The sequence below is a fragment of the Stenotrophomonas sp. NPDC077659 genome (genome assembly GCF_050268705.1).
GTDB lineage: Bacteria > Pseudomonadota > Gammaproteobacteria > Xanthomonadales > Xanthomonadaceae > Stenotrophomonas.
In genome coordinates, this window is record NZ_JBNNHG010000067.1 from 1 (window position 1) to 19,137 (window position 19,137).

Sequence of the window (19,137 nt, forward strand, 5' to 3'; positions counted from 1 at the left end):
GTGCCGATGCCGTACAGCAACCAGCGTTTGAACAGGTCCTTGGTCTGGTCGAACAACAGGCACAGGATGAACAGTGGCCCGAAGCCGATAAACAGCACCAGGGCGATCTTGTAGAGCAGCAGCATGGCCCCACCGATCACCGACGGACCTGCAATGCCGATGCCCGTCAGCGAGGTGACCGTGCGCTGGGTGGCAGCGTTCTGGTCACTATTTGCCACGGGAAGCGCATCGACCAGCGCGAAGATCAGACCCATGGTGCGCAGGTTGTCGTCGATCGAGTCTTCAATGTTGCCGCTGTCATTAGCGACAACTCTGTGGATCTCATTCGGCAGCGTTTTGGTCAGAAAGCCTGTCAGATTCACGCCGGCAAAGGACATTGAGGAGGCGGCAATGACAATGAGGAAGGCGCGCAGCGAACCCACCACCAAGGACATGAGCGAATCACGGCTGCGGCCGGTCACGATCATGAAGCCCTGCATCAGCACCCACAGGGTCAGCAGGGTCAGCGCGATGCCACTGACCCACCCCATGGTCCGCGAGAGCAATCCCAGCTGGAAGCTTTCAATGCGCCCATTGATGAACTCAAGAAGCTTCTCGAAGAATGCCCACTGAGTGAAGCTGCTCAGATCGAAGCCCAGCGCACTACCCATCATCTCGAAGCTCATCGCCCTGCTCCAGTCACTTAGTTGCCACCGACAGCGGGAACGCCGGGAACGGTGATGCTGCCCTTGCCGTTCAAGGCATTGCGCGTAAGCGCTTCGCGGGCGTTGTTGATATGCGCGATACGGGCTTCATACGCAGACATGTAGGTGCGGTAGCGATCGCGGTCGTTGTCCATCAGTGCGGTCAGTGCCAACAGTTCGTTGGTGTTGTACTGCACGTTGGCGTAGTCCTCGGCCGCCAGGTTGCGGCGGCGGTCCTCGATCTGCTTCAGGCGGTCGTAATTCTTCTGGGCACGCTCGAACATTCGCATCGAGAACCGGTACTGCGCCAGTTCGGTCTGGGCCGCGGCCATGCACAACTGCTGCTGCTGCTGGCCCAGCGTGGTGCTGGCACCGGCCGGGCACAGCTCATCCATCGCGGTGCTTGCGGTGGTGGGCTGGCTGGCGTTGAGCGCCTCATCGCCGGTCGGCGTAGCGATCATGTCCGGCGTCTGCGTGCCTTCGCCGTTGCGCGGGGTGATCTGCAGCTTCCGGTTCAGATCCTTCAGGTTGCCGTTGACCGTACTGTTGTCACCGATGCGGTTCTTGATTTCCTTCAGCTGGCCCGTAACGGTTCCGCCGTCGCGGCCGATGTTGCCCTTGATTTCTTCCAGCTTGTTCTGCGCGGTGGAATCGCTGACCTGCCATGCAGCCATGGCAGCGCCGGTTCCCAGCAGCGAAACGATCGCCAGCGAGAGGATGACCCACTTGTTGGCGCGCGGCATGGCCAGGGAAGTACCAAACGTCTGCTTCCATGACCGGCCGAAGCTCTGCTGGCTGCCGTTGTGGCGTTGTGCTTTAGAGTTCATGGTTCACCTCTGCTGTTCTTTATGTCGTCTACTGCGGGGCAGGCCGTTCAGCGCGTGGTCGCGCGGCGGTCTGGGGTTGCACTGCTGCGGGCACTGCCGCGTCCGGATCCCTTGCGGTTTTCGTAGAACGCCTGCAGCCATTCCTCTGGCGTCAGTTCATCGCGATCCACTTCCAGGCGCTGCGACTGTTCGCTCAGCACCCGGTCGAGGACTTCGATGTTGTCGGTGCTGGCACTGATGACGGCCAAGGCATCATCCATGCCCCGCAGGTTCAGCTGGCACACCGTGGAACCATGGCCCTGCTTGACCAGGAAGCTGCGCGAGCGCTCATCCAGGCTGACAACCACCTCGAACTCGGCCTCGGTCAACTTCAGGCCTTCCATGTAATCCTCGCGCGAGGCGCTGGGATTGGGCAGCAGGATGAAGGTCGCGGTCTGTTCGATCAGCGCGGCGGAAATATCGCTGGCCAGGGCGTCTTCCGGGCTCTGGGTGGCGAAGATGCCCAGGCCATTCTGCTTACGGATGGTCTTCTGCTTGTTCTTGGCAAATTCCTTCAGGGCGCCGCCGCCATCCAGGATCTTCCAGAATTCGTCCATCACGTAGATCAGCGGCCGCCCGTCGATCAACTCTTCCAGGCGGTGCAGCAGGTAATTGATGACCGGCACGCGCACTTCGGCGTTGTCGATGATGTCGGTGTAGTCGAAGCCGATGATGTTGGCCCGCTGCAGATCGATGATGTCGGTCGGGTTGTCGAACACCCAGCCCAGGGTGCCGCTGACGGTCCATTTGCGCAGGCGCGCGTACAGGCCATCGTCGCCCATGTTGGGCAGGCTCTTCTGGAAATTGGACATCGAGCGCAGGTGCATCGGCATGTCGAGCATGCTTTCGACCGCGCGGAAGATGTCTTCTTCCTCACGTGCGGTGTAGACGGTCTTGGCCGCCAGCACCTTGATCAGGTCGCCAAGGAACTGCACGTTGGCATCGTTGCGCTCGCACTGGAACGGGTTGAAACCAGTGGGTTTGCCGTTGTCCAGGGCCAGGTAGTTGCCACCACAGGCGCGCACGAAAATCTCCGCGCCGCGGTCCTTGTCGAAGAAGAAGATGGTGGGCGCCGGCTGGTACTTCTGCACCTGGCTGAGCAGGAAGTTGATCAGCGCGGTCTTGCCGGTACCGGACTTGCCGATGACCAGGGTATTGCCGATGGCCTTCTCACCCAGCGAGTTCTCGGCCGGGTGGGTGGCGTGGAAATTGAAATAGTACGGCTGGCCGTTGGTGGTCTGCAGCACCGTCAGGCATTCGCCCCACGGGTTGTTGTCGCGCTTGCCGGTGGCGAAGTTGTGCAGTGGCGACAGGCCCAGGAAGTTCAGTGAGCTGACATTGGCCAGCCGCGTGCGGTAGCGCCAGTTGCCCGGCAGCTGCGAGTAGAACGACGAGCACACCGCAAGGTCTTCCTTGGCGGAAACGAAACCGGCGTTGGACAGTTCGGCACGGGTGGCCGCCACGTTCTGCGACAACGTCTTCTGGTCGTCCGCATACAGGGCCATGATGAAGTGGTACTCGCCCAGGACGAAATTGCCCGAGGCTACCTGGTCCATCGCATAGTCCATTTCGGAAATCTGGCTGACGGCCTTGTCGCCGGAAGAGATCATCATGCCCTTGGTGCGCTCGAGCACCTTCAGTGCATCCTGGCGCCCCATGGGGCTGAAGGAATGGGTGATGACGTACTCGAAATCCAGGTACTTCAGTCCATTGAGGATGCCCGGGTACGTGGCCTCGCTGTATTCCTTGATGTTGAGGATGGCGCCATAGTGGTTGCGGCCGCCAGGCGCGTTGATGACGAAGTCACCCGACTTGGCCGAGAACATGTGCCGGGCCACCGGCAGGTAGTCGCTCACCGAAGCACGCAGCACCGGCACCGGCTCGTCGATGCGGTTGAGCAGGTAACCGAAGAAGGAGAGCACTTCGGAGAACACCACGCCGTTGTCGGCTTCATACATCGACAGCCGGTGCGGTGCGTAATCCTTCAGCACCGCCTCGACGTTGCCGGCCAGTTCCATCACCTTGTTGACGGCCTGGTCCTGTTCGGCCTGCAGGCGGCCCAGGTCGCTGGAACGCTCGACGAACTTCCTGCCGACCATGACCGGCCGGTAGATCATTGTCAGGTAGAGCTCGTTCTGCATGATCTTCTGCGAGGTCAGACGATCGTAATACTCGTCGGACATCTGCTGGTTGAACACGTGCTCGTACTTGCTGCGGATATCCACGCGTCCACGGCGCCGGATGTCATGCACCCAGAAGGCGACATTGACGAAATCCGGCGCACGCAGGGTCTGCAGCATGCGGTTGAAGGTGTTGTGCTTGTGCTCCAACTCCCATTCTTCGCGCCCCACGAAAGGCAGCCCATCCAGACGCCAGACAATCAGGAAGTCGCCACCGGTCGTCTTCACCACGTGCGGAGACACGTGGGAAGAGAACGGGATGAACTCGGCGATGGAAGTGTCTGGCGCCTGCATGGGACTAATCCGTTTTCGTGTCTTGAAGGTCGGGTCGGTAGCTGTTCGGAGTGAACACCCACATGCCGTTGTGGTGCTTGATGTTCTTCACCTTGGTGCGGAAGCCCATACGCAGGCCCAGCAGGCGGAAGATCATCTCGTCCTGGCGTGCCATCTGCCGCATGATCATGATGACCACCGGCAGCAGCAGCAGGAACCACATGTTGAAGTAGAACGTCAGCAGCAGGCAGCCGCCGGCGGCGATCGCGAAGGGCATGTACGGCACCCCCAGGAACATCGCCGGCCGCGTGCAGCCACGGAAGAGCGTGTCCTTACGCATACTTCATCAGGTCGAGCACCATGATGGCGCCGGTGCTGCCGGCGCTGCCGATGTTGCCGACGTTGTCGGGCAGCAGCATGTTGGCAACCTGGGCCGCGGCGCCGATCAGGAAGCCACCCACCAGCACCGGGGCCACATCGCTGATGCGCTTGTGGTTGAAGGCGATCTGGTAGCCGGCGAAGATCACGGCGATGGTGACCACGGCGATCGAGGCGATGTTCAGCAGGCCGTTGAGGTTGGTGAAGAAGTTGGTGACGCTGGTCTGTGCACCGGCCGCGTCCTGGGCGCTGGCAATGAACGGCAGCATGCACAGGCTGGCCAGGGCAACGGCGGAGATCGCACGGCGGGCGTTGGTGAGGTTGGCGTCGTTCTTCATGGCGGTTCTCTTCTCTTCGATGGGAAAGGGATACAGCGTGGATGCAGGGCTGCGGGGGCAGCCCTCGGGTGGTGCTAGAACACCAGCGCAGCGTCGCGTGGCGGCGCTGCAGTTGCAGGCATGCCGGGCGCAGGGGCCCCCGCCATGCCAGTGGAACTGGAACCGGGCGCAGCCATCGGCTGTGCCTGCTGGGCCGCCCCCGGCCAGACGTTGGGGGCCCCGCCAATGGGTTGCACACGCACCGGTGCATCACTGGTGGGCACTGCGCCCGCCGTGCGCGGATCGACCGCCGCCACAGGTGCAGGTGCCTGCATGGGTACGGCGGGCATCTGCTGCGTGGCCTGTGGCTGGCCGGAGGTCGCAGGCAGCAGGCGTGACAGCGCCGCTTCCTCCACGCGCCGCGCCAGCCGTTCGGTGGCCTGGTCACGCACAACGCGACGGTAGGTGGTGGTGCCGGCCGGCACGCCATTGCGGATGACCGGAATGGCGTTGCTGGCCACGGTCTGTGTACTGGCACCGCGCCAGGAGGTCATCACCTTGTCGACGTAGCCATGGCGGAAGCCGGTGGTGAAGTTGCCGGAGTAGTAGCAGCTGAACGCCTTGCCCCAATCATTGCCTGAGCGCGCATAGCACTCGGCCAGGATGCGCGAGCCGGCCTGCAGGTTCGGGCAGACGTTGAACGCTTTCTCGTAGCTGTCCAGGCCGTGACGGTTGAGGTTGTAGCGATTGACCTGGGCAATGCCCAGCGAGAAGTTGTAGCCCTCTCGCTCCAGCATGCGGGTGGTGGACACGGCCTCGGCCAGGTTCTTCGGCTGCCGCGCCAGGCGACCGCCGACCACGCCAATGGCGTACGGGTTGAACGACGACTCGACGTTCACCACGTGGCGCATGATTTCGTTGGGCACCGCCAGATCGGTGCAGGCCATCATTTCCAGTCCAGGCAGCATGGCATCCTCCTGTCGGGGTGAGCGTGCAGGTTCATGCGGCCAGCCCCCGCATCGGGTCGAAATCGATGCCGGTGATGAAGCGGCGGCCCGCGTGCGCCTTGATGTGCACCACGATATCGATGGTGAGCTTGAGCAGACGCTTGATGACTTCAAACTCAAGGCCCGAGCCTTCGGCCGATGCCTTCACCATCAGTGCAAGCTGGTCCCAGGTCTGGGACGTGCTGCCGGCGTGGCAGCTGGTGATCGAGCCGGGGTGGCCCGACGCGCAGTTGCGGATGAAGTAGAACGATTCATCGCCGCGCAGCTCCGCCAGGATGATGCGGTCCGGCTTCATGCGCAGGCAGGCTTCCATGCACGACTTGGCACTGGTATTGCTGGTGCTCTGGCCGCCCTTGGAATACAGCAGATGCACCACGTTGGGCTGCTGCAGGAACAGTTCGCGGGCATCTTCAATGGTAACCAGGCGCTCGTTGTGCGAGATGTGGTTGACCAGTGACTTCATGAAGGTGGTCTTGCCGCTGCCGGTGGCCCCGGCCACGACGATGTTCTTGTGGTACTGCACCGCTTTCTTGAAGAAGTTGGCATAGTCGCGCTGCGCACGCAGCTCCACCAGTTCCTTGTCGTGGTCGCTGAGGGTCGGGGCCTGCTCGAGGATCTCGCCGAAGAACCCGTCTTCCTCGTACTGTTCCAGCGTTTTGCCGAACCGTGCCGGCAGGCGGATGGTGATCGACACCCGCCCGGCGTCGCACGCCGGCGGGATGACGAACTGGGCACGCTGGCCGGTCGGGAACGTCAACGACACCATCGGATCGGCGTCGGTGATGCGCTGGCCGGTGTTGCTTTCGTTGACCACGGCGGTGCAGAACTGCCGCGCACGTTCAAACGTCAGTGACGGGACCTCCACCCGGCTCCAGCCGGACCGGGTTTCCAGGTACAGTTCGCCCGGCCGGTTGATGCAGATTTCGGTCACATCCGACGAATGCATGTGCTCGCCGATCCCGAGGATCTCGTACTGGTATTCCAGGAAAGCATTGGATACCCGGGCGGTGGCGGATTCGGCGTTCATTTACGTTCTGCGTCGCTGCTCAGCGGATCACGGACGAGAAGTCGACGTCGCGTGCGACGTAGACATTGACGATCGTGCCCTGGTTGATGGTCACCGTCGGCGGACGGCTCATGTTGCGCTCCATCGCCATGTTGGCCAGACGCTCCATGTTGCGCGCGGTGGCGCTTTCATACGGGTTCTGCACGACCGCACCATTGACCACGGTCGAGGTTTCCGGGCCGTTCTCGGCAGCGGCGTACTTGAAGCCGTCAGCCAGGATGCTGATCAGCAGCGAGGAGGCAATGCGCTGGCCCCAATGTGCGTTGTAGTAACCCGGTGCACCGGCCGAACCCAGCATGTCCACGCCCGGGCTGGACATGTTGATATCCAGGCCGGTGGGGGTGGTGATGCGATCCCATACGATGGCAACGCGGTTGCCGATCGTGCCGTCGCCACCGTAGGAGCCCTGCACCTTCGACCCCCGCGGCAGCAGCAGGCGCTGGCCATCAACGGAGTACACCGGTTCGGTGACCACGCACGAGGTGTAGCCGGGGAAGTCGGAGATCACCCGGGCCTGCAGCACGCAGCGGATGTAGGTGCCGCGCAGCAGCAGGGTGTTCGGCTTGTACAGCGGCTGTGCGCTGGTGGGACCGTCCACGACGCCGCGCGAGGCCGGACCGCCTGCCGCGCCCAGCGTGCCGGGGATGCCGGACGCAGGCGGCGCACCGGCGCCACCGTCGGATTCGCCGCGGGCGTCGCCCATGCGACGTTCAACCAGGCTCGGTCCGCGATTGCCTTCCTGGCCAGCGTTGCCGTTCATGCCGCCCATGCCGAAGCCCTGGCCGGACGCCTGGCGCTCATCGGTAACCGGCAGCGGCGGCAGCTCTTCCATCGGCGGTGCAGCCTGTGCGCTGCGTTCCGGCGGCAGGGCCGGCAGATCGCGCGGTGCCGCAGGAATCACGACCTCCTGGCGGGGAGCCTTGGCCGTGGGCTCGTTCGGGGAGGACAAGCCACCGGAGAAGATCCAGGCGGCCAGGCCCGCCAGCACGACGACGATGACGCCCAGGAAAAGCAGCGCCTTGCGGTTCAGTCGCTGGACGTCGTCAGCGCGCAGGTACGGGCTGCCTTCGCTTTCATCCAACTGTGGCTGGGCCGCAGCGCGACGGGTGTACGGGTTGTCGGCCAAGTGCGGTTCCGACGCCGGATCGACGTGTTCATTGGGTGGAATCTGATTCACTGCTCCGGTCTCCTGCGCAGGGCAATCGCATTGTCGCCGTGGCGCACGACGAGGTAGGCATAGGTTCCGTGGACGACGATCGTGTCGCCTTCCACGGTCGAGTTGACGATGAATTCATCGCCGGACTCGCTGTCACGCGCGAAAACTGCCGGGAAATTGCCGCTCGGGAACCGGCTGCGGTCACCCATGCGGATGTAGGTGAAGCTGCGGTCGTCGTACACCGAGGATGGCACCAGCCAGCTCGGCTGGCGCTTCTTGTAGGTGTAGTCGTAGCCGTAATAGTAGTCCCGGCCCGGGACGAGCCCGGTATCCAGCGCCGACACCGGGGCATCGGGTTCCTTGACCTTGGTGGCCGCGAACTCGGTGTCCGCCGGATACACCAGGCGCACCTTGTACTGCACGCCAGCGGCCTTGGCTTCGTCCAGTGCACGCCAGCTGGTGGCCACGACCTTCAGTTCGAAGATGTAGGAGTGAGCCGCGGTACGCACCATCAGGTTGGTGTCCACGTCCACGTTCTTCGGCTTCAGGTAGAAGACATTCTCGCGACGGCTGATCTCCCAGCCGCCACCGAAACCGCTGCTGTAGTCGAGGATCTGCTCGTGCGGGCTCAGTTCGATCTGCGTGGTGATGCCCAGGCCGGTACGCACCTGGTAGATGCGATCAGGCGAGTACTCATAGTCCTCGATCACCTTCGCTGCCACAGGCGCGGCGGCACCGACGCAGAGCATCACTGCCAAGCCGACGCGCAGCAAAGACTGCAACGTATTACTCATCGTCCTACTCCCCCTTGTGCTGGCGCATAGCCGGTCTGCTCGGCCGGTTGCGGCGGCAATGCGCCGTTGTTCGCTGGGCCCGGCGGCAGCGCCTGCCCGGACGGATCGGTGGTACCTGCCGGGTACGCGGGTTCACCCGGCTGGCCCGGCATCGGCGCGACGGCGGCGCTTGCCTGCGCCTGCGCCTGCGGATCTGTGCCCATCGGCACATCGGCCGGTGCATTCGGCGTGGGCGCGAAGTCGTTGTCAACACGGTAGTTCAGCACGCGGAAACCGAGCGGATTGAGCAGGCGATCCTCATCGGCCAGACGAAGCTCGGGATCGTAGGTGAACTCCAGCGTGGCGATCTTGTTGTCCAGCGGCTGCGAGCGGCCAGTAGTCTTGTCGAAGATGCTGCGCTGGAACCGCACCGTGGCACCGTTGGGGCGCTTGCCCTGGCCACCGCCGATCAGCACGATGCTGGTGATGCGGATATGCAGGGAACGCGATGCACCATAGATGCGATACGGCCGCTGCGGATTGGCCTGGTTGTGCAGGTTCTGGTAATCCGGCGCTACCGCCGGGCCCGCCATCGACAGCGTGGTACGCCAGTTGCGCTGGCCGATGAGGCCAGAATCGTAGGACTCGCGTGCCAGTACGAACTGCGCCACGTTGCTCTTGTTGATTGCCTCTTCGGTGGTCACGTCGCGGTCACCGAAGTTGCCACGCAGACGCGCTACCGTGGCCGAGCCGGTATAGGGATCGGCCATGACCAGGTAAGGAACGCGTTCCTTCAGGGGCAGGAACAGCAGGTAGCCGCCCGCCAGCAGCACCGACATCAGCACTGCGCACATGGCCACCGTCCACGCGCGGCGCTCACTGCGTCGCGCCCGGTCGGCAAGGGTGATCTCGTAGCTGACGCCCTGGGATACGGCATTTTCCACTGCCGCCGTATCGGTCTTTTTCTTTCCGAACATGGGCAGTCCTCAGCGAGCGGGCGCGGTGGGCGCAATGCCGGCTGCGGGCAGCCGTTCCACGCTGGTCGCACCGCCCGCCACGCTGACGATGATGCGCGACTGTTCCACCGACACCACCACGCCCTGCGCTGCATAGGCGCTGGAAAGCGCCGCCGCCGCTTCGACGATGCTGGTCGTGCGGATGTCGCCCACCGGGACGTACAGGGTGTAGTCATTGGGGTGCAGGTAGGACAGCGTCATGCCACCGTCCTTGGCCCACCGGGTCAGCAGGCCCTTGAGCGTGCTGTCCACGGGCGAGGACTGGTAGACATAGGTCTGGTGCAAGGGGATGGCATGGGTAACGTCCGCCAGCCGGTTGACCGGCCTCCACTTGCCACGCGGCTCGGGCGCAGGCGGCGTAGCGCAGCCGGCCAGGAGAACCGTCATCAACACAACAGCAACTGCAATCACATTCCGGCTAGGCATCCTGCGGCTCACGAAATCACCATTAACGAGTTACGAATCTGTGCCAGCGGACATCAACAACGCCGAGACCACGGCATCGAAGTCTGCTGAAGGAGCTCTGTGCACAGCCGGATGTCCCAGCGACTGCGCGGCGTATGGCGCCATGAACGCGCGCAACGTGAGTGACTCCACCCCGTTCGCAGGTCATTCCGGCGGCGCGTTTCCCAAATGCTGGTATGTGATCATGAAATTTCCATTTCGTAGGCTCAGTCCGTTTATCAGTCCGGATGATTTCATTCTGCCGGCGTGTACCTCCCCAGTACCCAGCCGAATGGTCATCATCTACGGCGCGAAGGATATCCGCGGATTTGTTGCTGCGCTGTGAACCTGATCACGCAATCCCATGAAGTGAAAATGTGATGTCGGTCACATGGCGCATTTGGCTCTGTGTCTATTGCGCCAAATTTTCGCGCCGTTGTCTACCTCAAACGACAAATATTTAACAGTCGGCATATTCCCTACAAATCTGGCAACATTCCTTCCCCCGCCCAAGGGCTGATGAATCAGCAGGTGTGAAGTGGATCAATCAAGGATGGAAGAGTTCATTACGAACGCGGCCTTGCTGGCCGGACACCTGACACAACAGTGCGAGAAAGCTGCTGCCGCGCAGGACGCGTCATCGGCGCAGCTGCAGCGTGCGGCAGCCGAGGTGGGACAGGGCGTCGCCAGCGGCCGTGCCGAACTGGCGCAGAGCGCACGCGCCGCCGTACGCGAGGCGCTGTCGCGGGAAATTCCCGCTGCGGTGGAAGCCATCAGCGATACAGGTGACCGGCTGGCCGCCCTGGCCGAGCAGCTCTCTCGCCAGCAGGTGGCGATGGCGTCACGACTGCGCGTGCTGACATGGAAGGCACTGACCGCACTGGCACTGGGTGGCGCGGCGATCATGGGCGGCACCGCCTTCTTTGCCTGGAGCAATGTGCAGCGCGCGCAGCAGGCCAAGGTGGAAGCGCAGGTGCTTGAGGCCCTGGAACAGGTATCGATCACGTCCTGCGATGGCCGCCCGTGCATCAAGCTGGAAGACGGCCTGCAGCGCTGGTCCAGGAATGACGAATACATTCTGGTCGACACACGCGATACGGCCGCAGCGCGGAAAAAATAGTGTCTCCCCCAGCACCGGGGCACGTACCACAGGTCGTGTGCAGCCGATGCTGATCCTGCAATACGCGCCACTGTCCGGGTCGAAGGAACTGCCTTGAAAACCAACCGCCTTGTCATTTCCGCCGTACTTGCCCTGCTGCTGTCCATCGTGGGCATCTATCTGGCCAGCTACCTGTCCGTGCTGTCGCTGGGTCTGGACACGCGCGTCAGCAGCTTCGGCACGTTCTTTGACTACATGCGCAACATCAACCACCCGCGGGTGCAGCCCTATGCATGGCGCATCAAGACAGCCGGCGTGGTGGCCTTCGGCCTGGTGTTCCTGCTGTGGGCCGGTCTTACGATCCTGCTGCTCAGGATGCGCAGCCACAGCAACATCCATGGCCAGGCGCGCTTTGCCAGCATGCTGGACCTGGCCAGCAAGGGGTTCTTCAAGAGCCCCGATGACGGCATCGTGCTGGGGCAGATGAATGGCAAGCTGATGCGCCTGACCGGCCAGCAGTTCGTCATCCTTGCCGCGCCCACTCGCTCGGGCAAGGGCGTGGGCGTGGTGATTCCCAACCTGCTGGACTACCGCGAATCGGCCGTGGTGCTGGACATCAAGCAGGAGAACTTCGATCTGACCTCTGGCTGGCGCCAGTCGATCGGCCACGAAATCTTCCTGTTCAACCCGTTCGCCGAGGACCGCCGCACGCATCGATGGAATCCGCTGACCTATGTCTCCAGCGATCCGGCCTTCCGCGTGTCCGACCTGCAGGCGATCGCCGCCATGCTTTACCCCGATGGCGATGACAAGGACAAGTTCTGGACCAGCCAGGCGCGCAATGCCTTCCTGGCGTTCACGCTGTACCAGTTCGAGTTGATGGACGCAGTGCCGGGGACGCCGTACCCGACGCTGGGCGCGATCCTGCGCCTGTCTTCGGGTGACGGCAGCGAACTGAAACCGTACCTGCAGAAGCTGAACGAATCGTCCTTCCTCAGCGGCCAGGCACGTGCGGCATTCGCCGGCCTGCTGTCGCAGGCCGATGTCACCTTCGCCTCGATCATCGGTTCGTTCCGCGAACCGCTCAACCCGTGGCTGAATCCGGTGCTGGATGCGGCTACCAGCGCCGACGATTTCCGCCTGGATGATGTGCGCCGCAAGCGCATGACCATCTACGTCGGCATCCAGCCCAACAAGCTGGCCGAGAGCCGCCTGATCGTGAACCTGTTCTTCAGCCAGCTGATCAACGTCAATACCCGCACGCTGCCGCAGAACGACAAGTCGTTGAAGCACCAGTGCCTGCTGCTGATGGACGAGTTCACCTCCATCGGCCGCGTCGACATCATTTCCAAGGCCGTCGCCTACATGGCCGGCTACAACCTGCGCCTGCTGCCGATCATCCAGTCGATGGCGCAGCTCGATGCGGTGTATGGCAAGGAACTCTCGCGCACGATCATCACCAACCATGCGCTGCAGATCATCTACGCCCCGCGCGAGCAGCAGGACGCCAACGATTATTCCGAGATGCTGGGCTACACCACCGTGCGCCGCAGTTCGCGCACCCATTCGCGCGGCGGCGCGCGGTCGGTGTCGGACAACGAGGTGCTGGAAAAGCGCGCGCTGATGCTGCCGCAGGAACTGAAGGCGATGGGCCCGGACAAGGAAATCGTGCTGTACGAGGGCCTGCCCAACCCGGTGCTGTGCAGCAAGATCCGCTACTACAAGGACCGCTACTTCACCAAACGTCTGCTGGAACGCGCCGAAGTGAAGCCGCTGACACTGACCACCCCGCCAGCACCTGCCGCACCAGGCTTCCACGACACGCCCAGCGCCACCACACCGTAACCCTGCCACACCTGGCCGCCATGCAGGCGGCCCGCAACGGACCGCAACCAACAAGGACCCTTCCATGCGCAAGACGCTGTTCGCCACCGCCCTGCTCGCCCTGTCCCCGCTGACCGCTCTGGCTGCCAACAAGGGCCCGAGCTATACCTACGTCGAAGCCGGCTGGACCCAGACCCGGGTCAGTGACGATCTGCTGGATGACCCCAAGCTGGATGGCGGCTACATCCGCGGTTCGTACGCCATCGGGCTGCAGGCCTATGTATTTGGTGCCTGGTCGACGGTGTCCAGATCCTACCGCGACAATGGTGCCGATCTGAAGCTGGAACTGGACCAGCCGGAACTGGGGGTGGGCTACCGTTTGCCGATGAGCGACCGGGTGGACTTCACCGCTGACATTGCCTGGGTCCGTCAGAATGCCGAGGCACGCCTGAAGCAGGATGGCTTCGATACCATCCGCCAGAAGGATCACTTCAACGCCGGCCGTGCCACGCTGGGCGTACGCAGCGTGCCGACCTCCAACACCGAACTGTGGGTGAAGGGTGGCTACCTGGATGGCAGCGACATGGACGGAACCTGGGTCGGCGTGGTCGGCGGGCAGTTCAAGTTCACGCCAAACTGGGGACTGGTAGGCGAAGTGCAGGTGGTGGAAGACATCACCCAGTTCTCGGCCGGCGTGCGCGCCAGCTTCTGATTGCTCGATCCTCGTCGTGTAATCGAACGGGCCCCGCAAGGGGCCCGTTTTTCTGCCGCGCGCATTGCCTGCCATGGAACCTGCGCGCATGACCAACCCACAGATGATGTGAGCCTGCGACTGCGCATGATCCAGTAGATCCACGCCATGCGTGGATGGATGCATCCGTGCCAGTAGATCCACGCCATGCGTGGATGGAAGCATCCGTGCAGACCAGGGTCGGCACCTACCAGAGCGATAAGACGTGATCATCGCCTCGATGCTCTCTCCTTCCATTCGATTCAGACGATGTGGCCGAGGTAGCGGATGATTCGCGGGTACTGATTTGGTTACGGCCGCAGCAGCAGCCGCAGGTCATCCCCCACCTGGCGCTGGTCGACCACGCGCAGGCGGCGCTGCTGGTCCATCGCAACAATGCCAAGGCCGCCCAGAAGCGCGCGGCCGGTATCCCCCAGCAGCGTCGGTGCCTGGTAGAGCAGGAGCTCATCCACCCAACCGCCACGCAGCAACGCGCCCGCCAGGGTGGCGCCGGCCTCGGTATGCACTTCGTTGATGCCACGCTCGGCCAGCAGTGCAAACACCGCGCCCAGGTCCAGGCGGCCATCCACGCTGGGCACGCTGGCGAATTCGGCATCGGCGGCATCCGGTTCGCTGACTGCAGCACCGTGCAGGTACAGCGTCGGCGCCCCACCCTCTCGCACGCGGCTGCATTCCAGCGAACGCAGGCGAGCATCGAGCACCACGCGCAGCGGCGGCATCACCTCGGTATGGGCCAGGCGCACGGTCAGCATCGGGTCGTCGGCCAGCACCGTATCGGCGCCGGTGAGGATCGCGCCGGCCCGTGCGCGCCAGTGCTGCACGTCCTCGCGTGCAGCGGGGCCGGTGATCCACTTCGAGCTGCCATCGGCCATCGCGGTGCGACCATCCAGGCTGGCGGCCAGCTTCACCCGCAGCCACGGGCGGTTGCGCTCTACGCGCGACAGGAAGCCCTTGTTGAGTTCACGCGCCTGCGCGGCCATCAGGCCTTCGGATACTTCGATGCCCGCGTCGCGCAGCAGATCGAAACCACCGCCATCGACCTTCGGGAACGGATCGCGCAGGGCGGCGACGACGCGCGATACGCCGGCGTCGATCAGCGCCAGCGCGCACGGCGGCGTGCGGCCGTAATGCGCGCAGGGCTCCAGAGTGACGTAGGCGGTGGCGCCGCGTGCCTCGCTGCCGGCCTCACCCAGGGCGAAGACTTCGGCGTGCGGGCCGCCCGCACGCTGGTGCCAGCCCTGCCCGACCACGCGCTCGCCATGGGCGATCACGCAGCCGACCATTGGATTGGGGCGGGTGGTGTAGGCGGCACGCTCGGCCAGACGCAGCGCGTTGGCCATGTGCAGATGGTCGAGGACGGAGAACGAAGTGGTCATGCGGGCATGGTAACGCCGCCGGTGCCGCCGGGCATGGCCCGGCGCTACCGGTGACAGTAGATCCACGCCATGCGTGGATGGATGCCTCCGCGCCAACCAAGGTTGGCACCCACCGCGGCGGTGGCGGTCAGCCCTTCTTCTTCTTGGTCAGCGCGATCACATCGCCCAGCAACTGCAGTTGCTCGGTGCTGGACGGCAGATCACGCTCCAGCTTCTCGATCTCTTCGCGGAAATCGGCCACGTCCTCGAAGCTGCGGTAGACCGAGGCAAAGCGCACATAGCCGACATGGTCGAGCTTGCGCAGTTCGTTCATCACGAACTCGCCGACCTTGATGGACGGCACTTCGCGTTCGCCGCTGATGCGCAAGTGGTGGACCACCGCACGCACGGCAGCTTCGATCTTCTCTTCAGGCACGGCGCGCTTCTGCAGCGCGCGGTCGAAGCCGGCGCGGACCTTGCGCTGGTCGAAGGCCTCGCGGGTGCCATCGCTCTTGACGATGGCCGGCAGCTTCAGCTCGACCGTTTCCAGAGTGCTGAAGCGCCCGTTGCAGGCTTCGCACTCACGCCGACGCCGGATCGTCGCACCGTCTTCGGAGACGCGCGAGTCGATGACCCGGGTATCGGCATGTTGGCAGAAGGGGCAGTACATGAAACGCCTGGCTCGGGGAGGGAATTACGTGTCTGCCATCATCATGGCAGCGTCGCAACGGTACCTGAGAAGGGCTTCAGCAGCAAATCGTGGTGGCTCGCAGCCAGCGTGCTCCTCACCGGCAGAGATCTGGCGCCTGACTGCGCAGCCGCAGCAGCACCAGCACGCCGGCAGGCACCAGCACGGTGGGCCCGGCCAGAAGCGCGGCCAGGACAGAGATCCCCGGTTCGAAGAAGTAATACAGTGCCATCGCCAGCATGGGCAGGCACGCCAGCATGCCCAGACCCAGCAACCACCACCAGCCTGGTGAGGCCGCATGCAGGCCGCGCCTGCCGTTGCGCAGCAAGGCGATGCTGAGCGCGACCCAGGCCACCAGGCCAGCAAGGGCAACCGTTCCCCAGGCGAACATGGCCGCGCCAAACCACAGCTTGTCAGGTTGCAGGCTGGCCAGGCCCAGCACGCCCATCACCACGGCCATGCAGGCACCCACGCCGCCGGTCAGCAGGCCGGGCAGGCCGAACACCACGGCGATCGAGAGGTAGAGACGTCCAAGGCGGCGCTCATCCATGGGCAACGTTTCCTGGAGGCCGGGGGCAGAGCCCCTTCCCTGCGGAAAGGGATCCGACCCCGGTGTTGGTCAGCCGTAGACCGGGTACTTGCGGCACTGCGCGCTGACGGCGTCGCGCACGCGGGCGATGACGGCATCATCGTTCGGCGCGTCGAGCACATCGGCGATCCAGTTGGCCAGGTCCACGCAGTCCTGTTCGACGTAACCGCGGGTGGTCACCGCCGGGGTGCCCAGGCGCAGGCCGGAGGTCACGAACGGCGAACGCGGGTCGTTGGGCACCGAGTTCTTGTTGACGGTGATGTGGGCCTTGCCCAGCGCGGCTTCCGCGTCCTTGCCGGACACGTCCTTGCCGATCATGTCGACCAGCATCAGGTGGTTCCGGGTGCCGCCGGAAACGATCTTGTAGCCGCGCGCGATGAGGGTGTCTGCCATCGCCTGGGCGTTCTTCACCACCTGCTGCTGGTAGGCGGTGAAGCCCGGCTCCAGCGCTTCCTTGAAGGCCACGGCCTTGGCGGCGATGACGTGCATCAACGGGCCGCCCTGGATGCCCGGGAACACCACTGACTGCAGCTTCTTGACCAGATCCTCGTCGGCCCCCTTGGCAACGATGATGCCGCCGCGCGGGCCGCGCAGGGTCTTGTGGGTGGTCGAGGTGACCACATGCGCGTGTTCCAGCGGGCTCGGGTAGACGCCCGCAGCCACCAGGCCGGCCACGTGGGCCATGTCCACGAACAGGTAGGCACCGACCTTGTCGGCGATGGCGCGGAAGCGCGCCCAGTCGATGACCTGCGAATAGGCGGAGAAACCGGCCACGACCATCTTCGGCTTGTGCTCCAGGGCCAGGCGCTCGACGTCGTCGTAGTCGATCAGGCCCTGGTCGTTGACGCCGTACTGCACGGCGTTGAACAGCTTGCCCGAAGCGTTGACCTTGGCGCCGTGGGTGAGGTGGCCGCCGTGGGCCAGGCTCATGCCGAGGATGGTGTCACCCGGCTGCAGCAGGGCGAAGTACACGGCCTGGTTGGCCTGCGAACCGCTGTGCGGCTGCACGTTCGCGTAATCGGCACCGAACAGCTGCTTGAGGCGGTCGATGGCCAGCTGCTCGGCGATGTCCACGTATTCGCAGCCACCGTAGTAGCGCTTGCCCGGGTAGCCTTCAGCGTACTTGTTGGTCAGCTGGCTGCCCTGGGCCTCCATCACGGCCGGGCTGGTGTAGTTCTCGCTGGCGATCAGCTCGACGTGGTCTTCCTGACGCTGGGTTTCGGCAGCGATGGCCTTGGCCAGTTCGGGATCGTAGGTTTCGATGCGGACGTCACGCGGGAACATCGGTTACTCCGGCAGGCAGGGAAAAGAGGGGTACGGCACAGCCCCTGATTGTAGCCCCGTGGCGGCCTGCCGGGGCCGGAATGCACACGGGGCCGGAGCCCTGCTGGGATCCGGCCCCGTATGGTTCTGGCCTGGTATGTCAGTAGATCCACGCCATGCGGGGATGTGACCGCTGGCTCAGTGGCTGAGCACGTACTGGGCGATGACGCCGGTGGCGATGGCCACCAGCAGCATGTTGCCGCGGTCATCGCGGATCCACTGGTGGCCATACGGCGGGCGGCGCAGGTGGTAGCGCGGGTAGTCGTTCACCACGTAGACCGGCCCACGGTAGTAGTCGCGGTAGCGATGGCCGACCTGCCAGCCGTAACCCGGCCCCGGGCGATAGCCGGGGCGGTAGACCACACGCGGCGGCGGCGGTGCCGGGCGGTAGCCGTGGTCATGGCGCCAGTCACGGCGGGCGTCGCGGCGGTCACGCTCGTAGTCGCGGCGGGCCTCGCGGACGTCGTGACGGTACTCCCGGCGATCCTCGCGGCGGTCCTCGCGCCAGTCACGGCGATCATTGTCGGCAAATGCGGGGGTGACAGCGCCCAGTGCCAGCACAGAGGCCATGGCCCCGGCCACGATTCGGTTGATGCGCATGACAGACCTCTGTTGCAGTGGATGGTGATGTCCATATTGCGCAGGCGATCTGAACCGTTTCCGGCTGGAAACGCTTCCCACTGACGCAATCCGCTCTGTATTCAGCGTTCGGCCAGCCCAGCCACGCCCCGGCAGGCGCGGCCGGTAACCGGTTGCGGCTATAATTGGGGGTATTCCATTCAGTCTGTGCCCGCTGTCGTCCGGGAGCTTCCCGCTGACGGACGGGTGCAGGGCCGCGCCCCTACGGAGACCTCATGTCCTCGCAATACATCTACACCATGAACCGCGTGTCCAAGGTGGTCCCGCCCAAGCGGCAGATCATCAAGGACATCTCGCTGTCCTTCTTCCCGGGCGCGAAGATCGGCCTGCTGGGCCTGAACGGCGCCGGCAAGTCCACCGTGCTGAAGATCATGGCCGGCGTGGACACCGATTTCGAGGGCGAAGCCCGCCCGCAGCCGGGCATCAAGGTCGGCTACCTGGCGCAGGAACCGGAACTGGACCCGACCAAGACCGTGCGTGAGGCGGTGGAGGAAGGCGTGGGCGAAGTGCTGCAGGCGCAGGCCGCGCTGGAAGCGGTGTACGCCGCCTACGCCGAGGAAGGCGCCGATTTCGATGCGCTGGCCAAGGAACAGGAGCGCCTGGAGGCGATCCTCGCCGCTGGCGACGCGCACACCCTGGAAAACCAGCTGGACGTGACCAGCACACGATCTCCCGCAAGGACATCAGCCCGAATGCTCTGCGCGTGCTGT

The 19,137-nt window shown here is 64.1% G+C and carries 21 protein-coding genes; 5 read left to right on the forward strand and 16 right to left on the reverse strand.

The genetic code is table 11. The features are described 5' to 3' along the window. From ACQKDV_RS11265 to ACQKDV_RS11315, 11 genes are all read right to left on the reverse strand, one after another. The coding region (locus ACQKDV_RS11265; RefSeq protein ID WP_427783827.1) for a type IV secretion system protein at positions 1–665 on the reverse strand (665 nt) is incomplete at its 3' end. Positions 666–682: 17 nt separating this feature from the next. Beyond that, a complete protein-coding gene (locus tag ACQKDV_RS11270; protein ID WP_427783828.1) occupies positions 683–1,510 on the reverse strand; it encodes a hypothetical protein in 828 nt (275 codons plus the stop codon). Positions 1,511–1,557: 47 nt separating this feature from the next. Then, positions 1,558–4,023, reverse strand: coding sequence for a VirB4 family type IV secretion/conjugal transfer ATPase (locus ACQKDV_RS11275; RefSeq protein WP_427783829.1), 2,466 nt, complete (start codon positions 4,021–4,023; stop codon positions 1,558–1,560). Positions 4,024–4,027: 4 nt separating this feature from the next. After that, positions 4,028–4,342 (reverse strand): type IV secretion system protein VirB3, encoded by a 315-nt coding sequence (locus ACQKDV_RS11280; protein WP_427783830.1) that lies wholly within the window; start codon positions 4,340–4,342, stop codon positions 4,028–4,030. Continuing rightward, complete coding sequence (locus ACQKDV_RS11285; RefSeq protein ID WP_427783831.1) at positions 4,335–4,718, reverse strand: TrbC/VirB2 family protein; 384 nt, start codon at positions 4,716–4,718, stop codon at positions 4,335–4,337. Before ACQKDV_RS11285 ends, ACQKDV_RS11280 begins: the two co-directional genes overlap by 8 nt. Positions 4,719–4,792: 74 nt before the next feature. Beyond that, positions 4,793–5,653, reverse strand: coding sequence for a transglycosylase SLT domain-containing protein (locus ACQKDV_RS11290; RefSeq protein WP_427783847.1), 861 nt, complete (start codon positions 5,651–5,653; stop codon positions 4,793–4,795). Positions 5,654–5,696: 43 nt separating this feature from the next. Beyond that, on the reverse strand, positions 5,697–6,731 hold the full coding sequence (gene virB11 / locus ACQKDV_RS11295) for a P-type DNA transfer ATPase VirB11 (RefSeq protein WP_427783832.1): 1,035 nt from the start codon (positions 6,729–6,731) through the stop codon (positions 5,697–5,699). A gap of 19 nt (positions 6,732–6,750) precedes the next feature. After that, positions 6,751–7,947 carry a TrbI/VirB10 family protein gene (locus tag ACQKDV_RS11300; RefSeq protein WP_427783833.1) on the reverse strand — a complete coding sequence of 399 codons (1,197 nt, stop codon included), beginning with the start codon at positions 7,945–7,947 and terminating at the stop codon, positions 6,751–6,753. After that, positions 7,944–8,720, reverse strand: coding sequence for a TrbG/VirB9 family P-type conjugative transfer protein (locus tag ACQKDV_RS11305; RefSeq protein ID WP_427783834.1), 777 nt, complete (start codon positions 8,718–8,720; stop codon positions 7,944–7,946). Before ACQKDV_RS11305 ends, ACQKDV_RS11300 begins: the two co-directional genes overlap by 4 nt. Beyond that, complete coding sequence (locus ACQKDV_RS11310) at positions 8,717–9,676, reverse strand: virB8 family protein (protein WP_427783835.1); 960 nt, start codon at positions 9,674–9,676, stop codon at positions 8,717–8,719. Before ACQKDV_RS11310 ends, ACQKDV_RS11305 begins: the two co-directional genes overlap by 4 nt. A 9-nt stretch (positions 9,677–9,685) precedes the next feature. After that, the gene (locus tag ACQKDV_RS11315) at positions 9,686–10,102 is read right to left on the reverse strand and encodes a hypothetical protein (RefSeq protein WP_427783836.1); all 417 of its coding nucleotides are present in this window, start codon (positions 10,100–10,102) and stop codon (positions 9,686–9,688) included. 181 nt (positions 10,103–10,283) lie between these two features. Here ACQKDV_RS11315 and ACQKDV_RS11320 point away from each other — a divergent pair, with 181 nt between their 5' ends. The 4 genes from ACQKDV_RS11320 to ACQKDV_RS11335 all read left to right on the forward strand — a co-directional run bounded on the left by ACQKDV_RS11320 (position 10,284) and on the right by ACQKDV_RS11335 (position 13,794). Then, positions 10,284–10,505, forward strand: a complete 222-nt coding sequence (locus ACQKDV_RS11320) for a hypothetical protein (RefSeq protein ID WP_427783837.1) — start codon at positions 10,284–10,286, stop codon at positions 10,503–10,505. Between the two features lie 207 nt (positions 10,506–10,712). Next, complete coding sequence (locus ACQKDV_RS11325) at positions 10,713–11,279, forward strand: hypothetical protein (RefSeq protein WP_427783838.1); 567 nt, start codon at positions 10,713–10,715, stop codon at positions 11,277–11,279. A gap of 93 nt (positions 11,280–11,372) precedes the next feature. Beyond that, the gene (locus ACQKDV_RS11330) at positions 11,373–13,103 is read left to right on the forward strand and encodes a type IV secretory system conjugative DNA transfer family protein (protein ID WP_427783839.1); all 1,731 of its coding nucleotides are present in this window, start codon (positions 11,373–11,375) and stop codon (positions 13,101–13,103) included. Between the two features lie 64 nt (positions 13,104–13,167). Continuing rightward, entirely contained in the window at positions 13,168–13,794 is a 627-nt protein-coding gene (locus tag ACQKDV_RS11335) for an outer membrane beta-barrel protein (RefSeq protein ID WP_427783840.1), read from the forward strand. A gap of 329 nt (positions 13,795–14,123) precedes the next feature. On the opposite strand, the gene ribD is transcribed toward ACQKDV_RS11335, so the two are convergent. The 5 genes from ribD to ACQKDV_RS11360 all read right to left on the reverse strand — a co-directional run bounded on the left by ribD (position 14,124) and on the right by ACQKDV_RS11360 (position 18,388). Next, positions 14,124–15,209 (reverse strand): bifunctional diaminohydroxyphosphoribosylaminopyrimidine deaminase/5-amino-6-(5-phosphoribosylamino)uracil reductase RibD, encoded by a 1,086-nt coding sequence (gene ribD / locus ACQKDV_RS11340; protein WP_427783841.1) that lies wholly within the window; start codon positions 15,207–15,209, stop codon positions 14,124–14,126. 127 nt (positions 15,210–15,336) lie between these two features. Further along, positions 15,337–15,858 (reverse strand): transcriptional regulator NrdR, encoded by a 522-nt coding sequence (gene nrdR, locus ACQKDV_RS11345; protein WP_427783842.1) that lies wholly within the window; start codon positions 15,856–15,858, stop codon positions 15,337–15,339. Between the two features lie 115 nt (positions 15,859–15,973). After that, positions 15,974–16,426 (reverse strand): hypothetical protein, encoded by a 453-nt coding sequence (locus ACQKDV_RS11350; protein ID WP_427783843.1) that lies wholly within the window; start codon positions 16,424–16,426, stop codon positions 15,974–15,976. A gap of 69 nt (positions 16,427–16,495) precedes the next feature. Further along, entirely contained in the window at positions 16,496–17,749 is a 1,254-nt protein-coding gene (gene glyA / locus ACQKDV_RS11355) for a serine hydroxymethyltransferase (protein ID WP_427783844.1), read from the reverse strand. Between the two features lie 177 nt (positions 17,750–17,926). Continuing rightward, positions 17,927–18,388, reverse strand: coding sequence for an RcnB family protein (locus tag ACQKDV_RS11360; protein ID WP_427783845.1), 462 nt, complete (start codon positions 18,386–18,388; stop codon positions 17,927–17,929). Between the two features lie 254 nt (positions 18,389–18,642). On the opposite strand from ACQKDV_RS11360, the gene ACQKDV_RS11365 reads away from it, so the two are divergent. Further along, positions 18,643–19,137: ATP-binding cassette domain-containing protein (locus ACQKDV_RS11365; RefSeq protein ID WP_427783846.1), on the forward strand; the 495-nt coding region annotated here is incomplete at its 3' end.